At 40.6% G+C, this 14,020-nt stretch carries 9 protein-coding genes; 3 read left to right on the forward strand and 6 right to left on the reverse strand.

Features of this window, described 5'->3' with window-relative positions:
* Positions 1 to 67: 67 nt before the first annotated feature.
* Positions 68 to 1,231: a helix-turn-helix domain-containing protein gene (locus tag PY091_RS08585; protein WP_275649292.1), complete on the reverse strand. Its 1,164-nt coding sequence runs from the start codon at positions 1,229 to 1,231 to the stop codon at positions 68 to 70.
* A gap of 76 nt (positions 1,232 to 1,307) precedes the next feature.
* Here PY091_RS08585 and PY091_RS08590 point away from each other — a divergent pair, with 76 nt between their 5' ends.
* Entirely contained in the window at positions 1,308 to 2,567 is a 1,260-nt protein-coding gene (locus PY091_RS08590) for an aminotransferase class V-fold PLP-dependent enzyme (protein WP_275649293.1), read from the forward strand.
* On the opposite strand, the gene PY091_RS08595 is transcribed toward PY091_RS08590, so the two are convergent.
* Positions 2,564 to 3,460 carry a metallophosphoesterase gene (locus PY091_RS08595; protein WP_275649294.1) on the reverse strand — a complete coding sequence of 299 codons (897 nt, stop codon included), beginning with the start codon at positions 3,458 to 3,460 and terminating at the stop codon, positions 2,564 to 2,566. The genes PY091_RS08590 and PY091_RS08595 overlap by 4 nt on opposite strands.
* A 118-nt stretch (positions 3,461 to 3,578) precedes the next feature.
* On the opposite strand from PY091_RS08595, the gene PY091_RS08600 reads away from it, so the two are divergent.
* Positions 3,579 to 5,954, forward strand: a complete 2,376-nt coding sequence (locus PY091_RS08600; RefSeq protein WP_275649295.1) for a GAF domain-containing protein — start codon at positions 3,579 to 3,581, stop codon at positions 5,952 to 5,954.
* A gap of 2 nt (positions 5,955 to 5,956) precedes the next feature.
* On the opposite strand, the gene PY091_RS08605 is transcribed toward PY091_RS08600, so the two are convergent.
* Positions 5,957 to 7,150: a Pycsar system effector family protein gene (locus tag PY091_RS08605; protein WP_275649296.1), complete on the reverse strand. Its 1,194-nt coding sequence runs from the start codon at positions 7,148 to 7,150 to the stop codon at positions 5,957 to 5,959.
* A 54-nt stretch (positions 7,151 to 7,204) separates the two neighbouring features.
* On the opposite strand from PY091_RS08605, the gene PY091_RS08610 reads away from it, so the two are divergent.
* Positions 7,205 to 10,912: a metallophosphoesterase gene (locus PY091_RS08610; protein WP_275649297.1), complete on the forward strand. Its 3,708-nt coding sequence runs from the start codon at positions 7,205 to 7,207 to the stop codon at positions 10,910 to 10,912.
* On the opposite strand, the gene PY091_RS08615 is transcribed toward PY091_RS08610, so the two are convergent.
* Genes PY091_RS08615 through PY091_RS08625 form a run of 3 tightly spaced genes read right to left on the reverse strand, consistent with a single transcriptional unit; the run spans position 10,909 to position 14,012 of the window.
* On the reverse strand, positions 10,909 to 11,766 hold the full coding sequence (locus tag PY091_RS08615) for an NHL repeat-containing protein (RefSeq protein ID WP_275649298.1): 858 nt from the start codon (positions 11,764 to 11,766) through the stop codon (positions 10,909 to 10,911). The genes PY091_RS08610 and PY091_RS08615 overlap by 4 nt on opposite strands.
* Positions 11,759 to 12,658, reverse strand: coding sequence for a GyrI-like domain-containing protein (locus tag PY091_RS08620; RefSeq protein WP_275649299.1), 900 nt, complete (start codon positions 12,656 to 12,658; stop codon positions 11,759 to 11,761). The genes PY091_RS08615 and PY091_RS08620 overlap by 8 nt, the downstream gene beginning before the upstream one ends.
* 22 nt (positions 12,659 to 12,680) lie before the next feature.
* Positions 12,681 to 14,012 carry a vanadium-dependent haloperoxidase gene (locus PY091_RS08625; protein WP_275649300.1) on the reverse strand — a complete coding sequence of 444 codons (1,332 nt, stop codon included), beginning with the start codon at positions 14,010 to 14,012 and terminating at the stop codon, positions 12,681 to 12,683.
* Positions 14,013 to 14,020 lie beyond the last annotated feature (8 nt).

Genomic DNA, 14,020 nt, shown 5'->3' on the forward strand with positions numbered 1-14,020 from the left:
AAAAGTGCATTTAAAAAAGTCCCTTCATATGTGTCGGTAAACGTCCTGAATTGCAATTGTGGAGGAATTACCCCTTATTTTGCTTCATAAAAGAAGAAGGAGATTGCCCTGTATGCTTTTTAAAAGCATTGTAAAATGCGGATTTGGACCTGAACCCAACAGATTCGCCAATTGCTTCAACAGTGAGTTGTCTGAATTCTTGATGTAGCAATCTTTCTTTTGCCAAGGCAACCCGTTTTTGGTTGATGTAATCGTTGAAATTGGTTCCCGTTTCGGAATTGATAAGTTTGGAGACCGTATTTCCATTGGTTCCCAATTGTTCAGCTACTTTCTTTAAACTGACTTCCTGTTGGGAAAAATATTGTGATTTGGACATAAAATCCTCGATAGTCTCAAATTTTACGGCATCACTGGAAAGGGTTTCGTATTTATCCGCAATCCATGATTTTTCAAAAAAGCGTGATTCGGAAAGAATAAAAAATGAGGTGATAAATATGGTAATAGTCTGAACAATTCCAATAATGTGGTCTCCGCCATCATCATCATAGCTTAGATATATGATAAGAAGGGTAAACATGATGACAAGAAAAAAGATAACCGTGTTCCTGGAAAAAATGTATTTATCTACTTTGATGTTCTTGGTTGAGACCCACCCCTTTCTTCTCGTTTTTAGAACCAACAGAACGGATAGAACAAGGTAAAACGCAAAACTGATCAACACGAGCCACCTGAACCGATCTTTAATATGATGATAAGAATAGTTTATATCGTCCGGCACTTCTATATATCCCAAATCCCGGTGATAGGCGCCCAAATATGCATTGAGTTTTACTTCTACCGGGCTTATGTAATAATTGAATTGAGAAAAAAGATAGAGCAAAGGGAGTATAAAATGGGGCCAATGTTTTTTTAAGGTAATTGGTTTTCGTTCCAGAATGGTATATAGAAAGAAATATAGTGTAGGTGTGATCAGTAGAACCAAGAATTCGGTAGAATCGTTGAGGTGTATCACATATTTTATGAGTCCCGTATAACACAGGTAAATATCCAGAAAAACCAAACATTGCACCAAAAGAGACCATCCGAACAGGTTGATGGCCGATTTTCTATTGGCCCTTAAAAAAATAACGAACGCTAAGAAAAACCCTTGCACAATGCCCAATAACATTATATGCGACGAAAGGTCGTGCCTGATGGGAATTTGATCAAATATAACCTTTACATCATCCATGTTTAGGGTGTAAATTGTATCTTGGAGACTACTAAAATTGAAAATTACCAATCTTTTTTTAATCGACCCGACCAAAATGAAAAAGAGACAGTTTCTCCGATATATGGGCAATGCAGCAATGGCAACCCCATTATTGCCATTTTCCTTGGAAAGTATACCAAAAACAAATTCGCCATACCCCGATAAGGATAGCGAAGCATTTTGGGAACGGATACGAAAAGATTATAAGCTAAAGCCGGATTACATTAATTTGGAAAGTGGATATTATAATATTATTCCAACTCCCATTTTAGAAAAATATACCCAACATATTCAGCATGTAAATTATGAGGGCTCTTATTACATGCGCACGGTGCAATGGGACAACAAGAAAAAAGCTGCGGCTCGTGTCGCGGAGCTGGTGAACTGTTCTGAAAAGGGATTAATCATTACCCGGAACACTACGGAATCCTTGGATACGATCATTGGGGGGTATCCTTGGGAAAAGGGTGATGAGGCTATATTTGCTGTCCAGGATTATGGGGCGATGCAGGTGCATTTTCATCAGATGGAAGATCGTTATGGCATCGTTTGCAAAAAGGTGTCCTTGCCCAATCATCCCGAATCTGATGAAGAAATAGTTTCGCTTTACGAATCGCAGATTACACCAAAGACCAGATTGTTAATGATCTGCCATATGGTAAATGTAACTGGTCAAATTCTACCAGTTCGAAAAATATGTGACATGGCACATTCGCATGGTGTGGAGGTTATGGTGGACGGCGCCCATTGTGTGGGACACATAAAGGTTGACCTGGTGCAATTGGATTGTGATTACTACGGTTCCAGCTTGCATAAATGGCTTTGTGCCCCTTTAGGGGCAGGAATGCTCTATGTGGCTGAAAGGAATATTCCCAAAATATGGCCCTTGTTGGCGGAACACGAAAAGGATAAGACCAAAATACGTCGATTAAACCATACGGGAACCCATCCGGTACATACGGATCTTACCATAAACGATTCGGTGGATTATCTAGAAATGATAGGTTTGGAACGCAAGGAGAATCGAATGCGTTTTCTTCAACGCTACTGGAGCGATCAATTGAGAGATGTGGAAAATGTAGTCATCAACACCCCAATTGAACCGCATAGAAGCTGCGGTATTGCCAATGTGGGCCTAACAAATATTAAACCGAGTGAAATGGCCAAAACTTTGTTGGACGAGTTCAATGTATGGACGGTGGCCATTGATTTTGAAAATGTACACGGATGTAGGATTACACCAAATGTGTTTACAACCACAGAGGAGTTGGATCAATTTGTGGATGCCATTAAAACCATGGCGAAGCGAGTTTAACGATCTATATAATCTTTAAGTTTCTCGGGGCCTTCCAATAATACCCGCACAATTTGAAGGGTACCGTCCGGTTTGGTATCAATATGCCATTTGATAAGGGAGATTTTTCCTTTTTCAATCTCTATTCCGGTAATGCTCCTTGGGTGTACGCAACTTCCATCATTAAAAAAGGGAATTTGACCAGGCTCTGGAAACCGGGGTCTATGGGTGTGTCCCGCCAGTGTGATCAGCAATCCTTTTTTTAAAATCCAACGTTTTATTCGCTTTTCAATCCTGATGAGTTCCTTGTAATTTTTAGCCGGACTTGTGGGATCTGCAATACCTACTACTTGTAGGGGTTTCCATAATATCCGGACCAAAAATCTCCCAATGCGCCAACACACGTAGTTCCACCAATCCGCTTGGTGACCATGGGTGCAAAAAATTTCTTGTCCGGTCTCACTGTGCTTTAGGATAAGTGCTTCGTGATAAGTTATTCCTTCAAAAAGTGCTTTGTCGGAGCCATCAATAGGTTCAAAATAATGGGATAGATGTTCATCCACATAATTGGGGTCACGGTATACCATATCGTGATTTCCCCAAAGCATGTGCAACCGTTTTTCCAAATGGAACCTGCGCAATAGTTGATACACATTTTTATGTGCTTCAAAAATGGATTCGAAGCTGATGTTCTCCCAAAGTTCGTCACCATCACCAAGTTCAATATACGTATAGCCCTCCCTGTAATAATGGTTTAATGCGTGGAAGTAAATATTTCTATTATTGGCGAAATCATCTGCAAAACTATTGTCCCCACGATGGCAGTCACTAAAAAAGATGAATTTGGAGTCTTCATCGAAAGGTAGCGTCATGGCGTTTTTGTAGGCTCTGTCTAATCTGGCTGATGAGGACATGAAAAAGTTTTTGCTAAATATCCTTAAAAATGGCAATTGGTCCATAAAGATACCCATTAAAGGGCATGCATTTTTACTTTTTGTAACTTTGCGCAGTAAATCTCGACCAATACGGTGTATGAAACACGACTACAATTCAGAAAGTCCCCTTGTTCAGCTCGTTAGTTTCAATAAATTATTGGAGCATTACGATGAACAGTTGAATTCCGCTAATGCACACCTTGCCGAAAGGGCTAAGTATGTTTTGGATGCACAAGCGCCTTACCCTATTTTAAGGGAAGGGTTTTCTGATTTGTCCTTGTTGGAAAAACATAAGGATGTTATTCGTGTGATATTGGAAGATTCATTCTCTCCGATATTGACCAAAAACGAGATCAAGACCGCTTCCACTCCTTTTGAAAATTTGGTATTCAATTCATCTGAACGTTTTCGTCAGATATTGAAGGATGCCGGTGAAGACTTTGATTTGGAAATCACCAATATACCCAGAGAATTTGGATACATTATGAGGTGTACCGTAATACTAAAATTCTATTATGGGTATAACCTTGACTTTAAGCGTCCTTTCTTTTACGATATTCCCGACACCAATGGTGTAATGCGCAGGTACCGAATTTTGTACAATGCGGATTTTATGGAAATTATTCCAACTGAAAATGCCAAGGAAATTACACCGGACGATGTGGACGAGTTGTTGGACAACTTCTACAATTTGGATATTTGGAAGGAAAAAATACCACCGAACAGTTTTATAGCTAAGGGTTTTGTAATCTCCAATATGTTCGATGTTACCGCGGAACATTCCGTCTCTGAAATTAAGTCCACCTTGATTGGTAGGGCTCAAAGGGGCAAGGAGACATTTATGGAGAGTTTCGAGGATACCTTTAGGTCTTTTTTTAATCTAAACGATATAAAAGTTGGCTTTTCCGGCTATGATTCCGGGGCCAACCGATTTTTCAGGATCTATGGCAAGGGTATGGAGAGCTATATTCTCAATGGAAAGGATATGGAAGATTGTGATTCCATGTTCTGTAATTATACCCATGGGAAATTGTTCAAGCAGAACAAATACTTCGCTATATCCAATGTGGAGAAATATTTTGAAGGATCCAAAGGGGAGACCCAACCGTACAGGAGCCTAATGGAGCAGGGTATAAAGAGCGCCATTTTGGCCCCAATTGCTGTAAACGGAAACCTATTGGGTGTACTTGAACTTGTTTCGGGAAAGGTTAACGAACTCAACAGCGTAAATGCCAACAAGCTGGATGATGTGATGCCCTATATTGTTGCAGCTGTAATGCGAACTATAGAGGAAGAGGAAAACTTGATCGATGCGGTAATACAGCATGAGTGTACCTCTGTTCATCCGTCCGTGTACTGGAAGTTTCAGGAAGAGGCCAAACGCTTTATGGCCGATGAACTTGCAGGGAACGAACCTGTTTTTAAAGAGGTAGTATTCAAGGATGTTTATCCCTTGTATGGTCAAATAGATATCAAGGACTCGGCAAAGGAACGGAACCTGGCGATTCAGAGGGATTTAATGATTCAGCTTTCAGAGATCAATGATGTTCTCGAAATTGCCTTTGAAAAATATAAACTCCCCATTTATGAGGAGTTGATGTTTAGGGTCAACAATTATTTGAACGAGGTAAAAGAAGCTTTGTTCACACATACCGAGCAAGCTGTTTTTGATTTTGTAAAGGAAGAGGTTGATCCAGTTTTCAATCATCTTCAAAAGCAAGATGAAGAAATTGCCGGATTGCTGGAGAAATACATTCAGAAAATAGACAAGGCTACCGAGAGCTACTACGATCATCGTAGAAATTACGATAACAGTGTAATGGAGGCCAATATGAAACTTGCCGCTTTATTGGATAAAAGACAGGAAGAGGCACAAGAAATGTTCCCGCACTATTTTGAACGCTACAAGACCGACGGTGTGGAACACAATATGTACATCGGAAGCTCCATTACCAAAGATAGGGAGTTCAGTGAGTTGTTTTTGAGCAACCTTAGATTATGGCAGCTCCAGGTGATGTGCGAAATGGAGAATAAGTACTATAGCTTAAAGCCACATTTGCCCGTAAAATTGGACGTTGCATCCTTGGTGTTGGTATACAGTACCTCTTTGGCCATAAGATTTAGAATGGACGAGAAGCGTTTTGATGTGGATGGAACCTACAATGCAAGGTACGAGGTCATCAAAAAGCGAATCGATAAGTCCTTTATCAAGGGGACCAATGAACGTCTTACACAAAAAGGCAAATTGGCCATTGTATATTCGCAGCGCAAGGATGAAAAAGAGTATCTCCGCTATATCAGCTTTTTAAAAGCCAAAGGCTATTTTACCAACAATATTGAAATTGTGGAGCTTGAAGGTGTTCAGGGAGTATCCGGATTAAAGGCGATAAGGGCCGAGATTTTATACCAAAAGGACAAAAAATCCGAGCGCACCTATACTTACGAAGACCTAATGCAGGAGTTGAGCTCTTAGGGTTAGAATATTAACCGGTCGGGTCCAAAAAACCTAAAGGCAATACCAAAGGCGATAACGGATATAATTATGCCCAACATAAAAATGTTGTAGGTTAAACGCAATATCTTGTATTTTCTGTTCAGGACAACCCCTAAATAATAAAGATCTTTGGTGAGTGAAGAATACACGTAGTCTTTGTCCTTGACCAACTCTTCCACAGCTGCCTGGTATTCTTCCAGTCGCATTTGATGAAAGTTGCCAAAGAACAGAAGGTTCACCCTTCTTTTTTCCACATCTTCCTGGGTGAATTTTCCACGGGTAATGTTGGGGCGTGTGGCCAATACAGATAAAACCATGGAGGCAACACTGAACATGATCAATATAAAAGTGGGATAGATCATATAGGTATTGGTGGGATTATCCAATTTGGTGAGCAAATTGGCCAGTACCAACGAAATGATAATTGCGTTCACGGACAATAATATGTTCGCTTTTGTATCGGCGATATCACTTAGTTTTAGATGGTTCCTCAAAGTAACTCGATAAAGGGTCTGTACACTCCTGTCCGGACTTTCACTTTTATACTTGGCCTTTAAAGCTTCTTTTTTGGCTATCTTTTTTTCTGTCTTTTTCTCCTTGAGTAGTTTCTTTAGGTTTTGTTGTTTTCCCTCTTCCCAGTTTTCCTTGGCGTAGTCGGTAAAAAAATTATGCTGGGTACGGAACATTTTAATGTTTTTGTCCCGCCATTGTTTTGCTGTATAATCGGCAACACCCAAGGCTTTGAGCTCCTCCTTTAAAAAGTCGGTGGTCTCCCAATAACTCTTTTTGGCAAAATGGGAAATATCCGCATCCCTTATTATTCCCTCCAAAAGGTTTTCCGGTTCATGGCACATTTTGGTCGCCATGATCAAGGAACATACATGATCGATTCCTTGTTTGTCATATTCATTTTCGGTCAAAAAATCCCTCGCAATTTCACAACTATTTTCCTCATGGTCCTCCCTTCCTTTAATATGTCCAACATCGTGGAGCCACGCTGCCAACATCAATCTTTCGTTCTCATCCTCCTTTAGATTATAATAGTTGAGCAATTCTTTAGTACTTTTAACCACTCGTTCGGTATGTCGCAAGTTGTGGTACAAGAACTTGGGGTCAAGCTTTTCTGTTAACAGTTTAGAAACGAAGTGTTTAGTTTTTTCAACAATTTCCGACATACTATCTGAATTAAAACATCCAAATTACAAAATTTTGGAATCAACCTTGTGTGTATGAAGAAACATTACTTGCTTGTCTTCTTGATTGTTTTGGCTACTGGTTGTGCAACCTACGAGGCAAAGTATGCAGAGCCTTTTTCTGCTTATGACAATACGGTTGACAAAGAGATAGAGCACACTTTCTTTTTGATCGGAGATGCGGGAAAATCTCCTATTGGTGACCTTAATCCAACCTTGAAAAAGTTTAAAAAGGTCCTGGAAAATGCCGATAAAAACAGTACGGCCATCTTTTTGGGAGATAATATTTACCCTGCCGGACTCCCAGATAAAAAAGATTCTACCATTGCATATTTAGAGGCTAAGAATCACTTGGATGCTCAATTGAGGACCTTGGAAAAGTTCAAGGGGAAAAAGCTTTTTATCCCTGGTAATCACGATTGGTACACCGATGGTCTCAAGGGCTTAAAACGTGAGGAAGAATATATTGAGGAGGTTCTGCACGATAATGACGCGTTCCAGCCGGAGAATGGCTGCCCTATAGAGAAAATGGAGATCAACGACAAGGTAATGATCATTGCCATTGATACGGAATGGTATATAGTGAATTGGGATAAACACCCGACCATGAACGATAATTGTGAAATCAAGGATAGAGGTCGTTTTTTGGAAGAATTGGAAAGTTTGATCAAAAAAAATAGGGATAAAACCATTATCCTTGCCATGCATCATCCCATGTTTTCATATGGCGCTCATGGAGGTCAATTCTCCTTTAAACAAGGCATGTACCCCAGTGGCGGCAATGTACCTTTGCCCGTCCTTGGTTCGGCGATCAATTTGTTGAGAAAAACATCAGGGGCAACAACCGAGGACCTGTCCAACAAGATGTACAATCAGTTAAAGAACAGAATAGTTACCCTATCGCAGTATTCTGATAAGGTGATATTTACCTCTGGGCACGAGCATACTATGCAGTATATTGAAGAGTATGGAAAACCGCAGATCGTAAGCGGTGCCGGAGCAAAAACTGGCTCAACCCGATTATTGAACGGGAGTAAATTTTCTACAGGCGAAAATGGATTTGCCATTTTAAAAGTGTTTAAAGATGGGTCTTCTGAAGTGGAATTCCATGGCGCCGATTCGGAAAGTCCACTATTTCAAACGCAAGTCTTGCCACCTGATAGGTCTACAAAAAAAGTTGAACTTTCAGAGAATTTCCCACCGTATAAAATGGCTTCGGTATATGATCAGGAAGAAGTAGAAAAAACTGGTTTTCATAAATTGTTGTGGGGTGAACGCTACAGAAAGTATTATGCTACCCAAGTAAAAGCTCCAACCGTACGTTTGGACACACTTTTCGGGGGATTATCGGTTGTTAGAAAGGGAGGGGGAAACCAATCCAATTCCTTGCGCTTGGCGGATAAAGAAGGTCGGGAATATGTAATGCGAGACCTTAGGAAAAGTGCTGAGAGATATTTGCAGGCCATAGCCTTCCAAGACCAATATATAATCGGACAATTTGAAGATACTTATCCTGAAAAATTGTTGTTGGACCTATATACGGGTGCACATCCCTACGCGCCTTTTACCATTGGTAAATTGTCCGATGCTTTGGGAATGTACCACACCAATCCCAAGTTATATTACGTGCCCAAGCAGTCGGTACTTGGGGATTATAATAAGGAATTTGGTGATGGACTGTACATGATCGAAGAGCACGTTTCGGACGACCATGACAATCTTGAAAGTTTTGGGTACACCAAAAAGATTGAAAGTACCTACGACCTGATGGATAAACTTCGAGAGGACGAGGAGTACAGTATTGATCAAAAGGAGTATGTGAAAGCACGACTTTTTGATATACTTATCGGTGACTGGGATAGGCATGTGGATCAATGGAGATGGGCCGAATTCGAAATGGAAGATGGAGATAAGGTATACAAGCCCATTCCAAGGGACCGGGACCAGGTTTTTTCTCGATGGGGAGATGGCCTTATTATGGGCTTCGGTTCCAGAGCGGTTCCCGCGCTTCGTATTTTTGAAGGGTTTCATGAAAAAATCAGAAGTGTAAAGGGACTTACTTCCTCGCCTAGAACATTTGCTTTGGACATGGCATTACTGTCTGAAACGGACATGGATATGTGGATAGAACAAGCAAAGTTCATTCAGCAAAACCTCAATGCAGAAATTATTGATGAAGCTTTTTTGGCTTTTCCCGAAGAGGTCAGGGATGAAACCTTGGACAAGATCAAAAGCATTCTTTTGGCCAGAAAGGAAAATCTGGTCCAGACGGCGAAGAACTATTTTAGTGTTTTAAACCAGTACAGTGTTATTACAGGAACGGACAAGGACGATTATTTCAATATTGTTTCACTTCCCAATGGAAATATCGAAATAAGGGCCTATCGTATCAAAGGTGGAGAATATGAAGATATGTTCTTCCAAAAAATATACAGTCCTGAGCATACCAAGGAAATATGGATCTATGGTCTGGATGATGATGATGTCTTTGAGGCTAATACGGAAACTTCAAGGATAAAGGTTAGGATTGTAGGGGGGCAAAACAACGATATCTATAAGATATCGGAAAATTCCAAAAGGATATTCGTCTACGATTTCAAGACAAAGAAAAACACCTTGGACGAGGCATATGGTGGGAAAATTAATCTAATCAATGATTATGACACCAATACATACGAGTTTTTGAATATTAAGGGTAGCAATAACCAAGTATTGCCCACTATCGGATTTAATCCAGATGATGGTGTAAGAATCGGATTTACGAACACCTATACATTCAATGGGTTTAGGAAAAACCCGTTTACACGTCAACATACCTTAAATGCGGCCTATTATTTTGCCACGGATGGTTTTGATTTTGGATATAGGGGCGAATTTGCCCATGTGTTCAATAAGGTGAATTTGGAGCTGCACGCCAGGTTTACAAGTCCAAACTTTACAAGAAACTTTTTTGGTTTTGGCAATGAGACGGTAAATATTGACGATGAGCATCCTTTGGAACTAGACTACAATCGGGTAAGAATCCGAACCTTACGAATAGCTCCGTCCTTGGTATGGCGTGGATTTTTGGGTTCCAAGGTTAGATTGGGCATTGCATACGAGAATATTGAAATTGAGGAAACCACTGATAGGTTCATCAATGAGTTTTATTTGGAAAATGGCGAGGAGAACCATTTAAGTTTTCTTGGGGCCGATGCAGAATACAGCTATTCCAACACGGATAATGAGGCTTACCCGACTTTAGGAATGGGTTTTTCCCTGGAAGGTGGATTCAAGACCAATCTGGACGATTCATCCAGATCGTTCGGATATGTGATTTCCTCACTTTCCTTTGATCATAAACTCACGGCAGATGGGAAGTTGGTCCTGGCCACTAAATTAAAAGGACATTTTACCATAGGGGACGACTATGAGTTTTATCAGGCAGCCAGTCTTGGTGGAAACAATGGTTTGCGCGGATATCGTTTTCAACGATTTACAGGTAAAACAGCCTATTTTCAAAATACCGATTTAAGATACAGTTTTCGAAGTGTCCGAACAGGTATTATGCCGGTTAACCCGGGAATATTTGGAGGTTTCGATTACGGAAGAGTATGGTATCCGGGGGAAGATTCCAATAAGTGGCATAACTCCTATGGGGGCGGATTTTTCTTGAACGGGGCCGATGTGCTATCTGCTAATTTTGGGTTGTTCAACAGTGCCGATGGATTGAGGTTTGCCTTTGGTCTAGGTTTTGGATTTTAATCCAATTTTAGCTCGTATAGCTTTCTTCCACCATATTTGTTTTCCTCATCTGCGATCAGTAGGGATCCATTGTCATAAAAACAAACAGACTCTATTTGGGTGTCCGTTTGTAAATCGATGATTTTAATGGAGGATTTTGTAAAATCGGGAGCGGTAAAATCTGTCAGCAAAAAAACAAATCCATAACTTAAGAGGGCAATGGTTTTGCCATTGGGTGAAATATCGGCACTTGTAACCGAGCAATGATCTTGGTCTGCACAAAGGAACAATGAACCTAAATATTCAGCTTCGTATTCACCTTTTTTATCCGGAACTCTATAGATCAACGATTTTCCGGAATAGGGCCGTGTTCGGTTTTTTGTAAAAATGTAGAGGTAGTCGTTGAGGTGGAAAAATCCCTCCGTGTCAAAATAAAGACTGTCCGTTTCGGGAGGAAAATCCTTTTGTTGTGGATATTTGAACGCTATTTTATCGGCGTTGGGCTCTTTTTTGTCCAATTCATCTTTAGGAATTTTATAGATGACCAGGTCCTTCCTTGCATTTTTGTTGTTGCCAAAATCACCAACATAGAGATTTCCTTTTTTGTCTATGGTCAAATCTTCCCAATCCTGATTCTTTGCATGATCTATTTTCAGTGATTCTTTGATGTCTCCATCTTTGTCTACCCTATAGATTTTATCCTTGTTCCCACTGTCCTCTATCACCCATATTTTTCCTTCCTCCGTTACTTCCATTCCAGAGACTTCTTTGAGCTTAGAGGGAAATTTGCCCAACTTGTCCAGCTCGCCCCAATAGGTTTTTTGGGCACAAGCTTGTACAACGATCAATAAAAAAACAAGGACCAGTCTACTCATTGTTCTCTTTTATGGGCATAAACACCTCGGTAGTCCATTGAAGTTCATTTCCACCCATATTGGGATTGTTATGAAAAACCTCGATAGGTTTATGTTCTATGGGGATATTCTTGGCATTGGCATAATCCATAAGTGCGTACCAAGCGCGGTCCGAAGTAATATAGTTGCCATGATAAATTGCTTTAATCGCATTTTTACCATAAATACGTTTGTACATTATATCAGGATGGTCGGGAAGCTTTTCAGAGCGTATAATGGGGTTACAAAAATTATAGCTTAACGTATTGTTTTTTATATCCCACTCCAATACTTCAACAAATGGGGGACCGTTTAATTGCACTTGGTTTTGAGCGAGAATACCATCTAAAAAACTATAATTTGCCATCATTCCCTTGGCTTTGTGCTCAGGAGTTGTATTGAGCTGAACACAAGCACAAAAAGATGTGAATGTCTCCGATTCTCCTTCTATGGTATAGTTAAACCCGTCAAGGTGATTGTTTAAGAAACTGTTGAATTCCAAGAGCAATTTTCTGGAGCCACTTTCAAAATCAGTATCGGAAAAGGGAACGGCCAATCTATTTTTGATTGAATTATCCATATCCAGTATGTTGACTTGAACCTTGCTCAAAGAATCGTGAACTCTGTCGATTTCCCATTCGTAAACATGCACGGAGTCGTTTACAAGAATAGTTTGCCTAAAATGACTTGGGCTTGCGTAATCCAATGGTATAACAGAGTCAAATCCATTGTTCCATGCCTTGACCGTTTCGTAAATTGTTCCAGGTATGGCCTTGGCCTTAAAATTGACCTGATAATCTTGGGGTTTTAAAAATAAGTACCATAATACTGTCCCTACCACGATGGCAAGGATTATTGAAACAATCTTCCTCATAACTAAGCAGCAAAAATACGGATTAGCCTTTTGTCATGTCCAATTTGTCCACTATAAATTTACCTAAGTCCCGACCTTGTTTTATGCCAACTTCTATAGCGGCGCGATAATGGATTCCGCCATACATTCTGCTCAACGCAGCCTCGTCGGATGCTTCATTAAAGGAGTTAAAGGAACGGACAGGAAGACCGTAGGCTACTTCTGTGTCGTCATCAAAAGCAAAATTATCACCAAAAATGTCGGTTAGAGCAATCGCTGCAGCTCCGGACACTACACTGTGGCCACTGGTGTATTCGGGGAAAGGTGGTGTTTGCAGTACGGGTTCCCAACTGTCATCTATATACTCATTGATCACTGTTTCCGGACGTATGAGGTTACTTCTATATTTTTCGTCCCAGCAACTGATAAAGGCATCTGCTATGGCTATAGAGGTCTTGGTATAGGCATATACTGTTTTGGCAAAGTCTGCATTTGTTTTCCTCGAAGCAATTTTAGTGATACCGATCCAGTGTGCCCCTGGCGTAATTTTTTTGGTTGCGAACATCAAATGTCCACGAGTTACCGAAACATATGGGTTACAGTCCCAAAACTGAGCTATCGCAATCTCATCGGATTTATCCCCTTTACCAACCATACTTTTGCGTACTTCGTACACTTCCATTACCTCTTCGTAAAATTTCGAATCTTTCTCCATGGAGAATGTAGGTGGAGGAATGGGTTTGAACTGTTGTGCCGAGTCGATTGCAAATGGTCTGATTTTCTCCCAATGTGGTTCAATACCATTCATATAGGCAGGGGGAGTGGGTTGCCATCTTGATGGGTCGTCGGAGTCGACGGTGAATTTTGGCATGGTTCGGGTTTCCTTGTAATTGTCCTTGTTCATCCATTCCCCAACAAAATCGGCGACCTCCAGTCCGTAGGCCTTGGAAGCATTGAATACTGGTTCGTTTTTCTCTATCCATGTGGAATAAAGACTATCCCTAAAGCTTTCCATTCGTTCCTCGGAAAAGATGAGTCTTTTACTTAGATCCATATGGGCAATCAAGGCTGCCATTTCATAGTTGATGTTATCACCTTCCTTTGGTTTGGGAATGCTTCCCAAATCGGTTACCTGTCCAGCCAAAGATTCGTAGTTGTCGTTCTCCAAAGCAACAATTTCGTATGCTGCAATATTGGGGTAAGCAAATATTCTACTGGCCACAGGAGGCGAGAATATATCATGGATCATTATTTCGATCACTTTGTCCACTGAAGCATGAAAATCTTCTGGGGAGATTTCAACAGGTTCCTGTTTTTTTTGGCACGATGCCAGCACCAATAGTAGTGCTGCGATTAAACTTATTCTTTTTTTCATGGCCTTGA

The organism is Flagellimonas okinawensis (assembly GCF_029194005.1).
GTDB lineage: Bacteria > Bacteroidota > Bacteroidia > Flavobacteriales > Flavobacteriaceae > Flagellimonas > Flagellimonas okinawensis.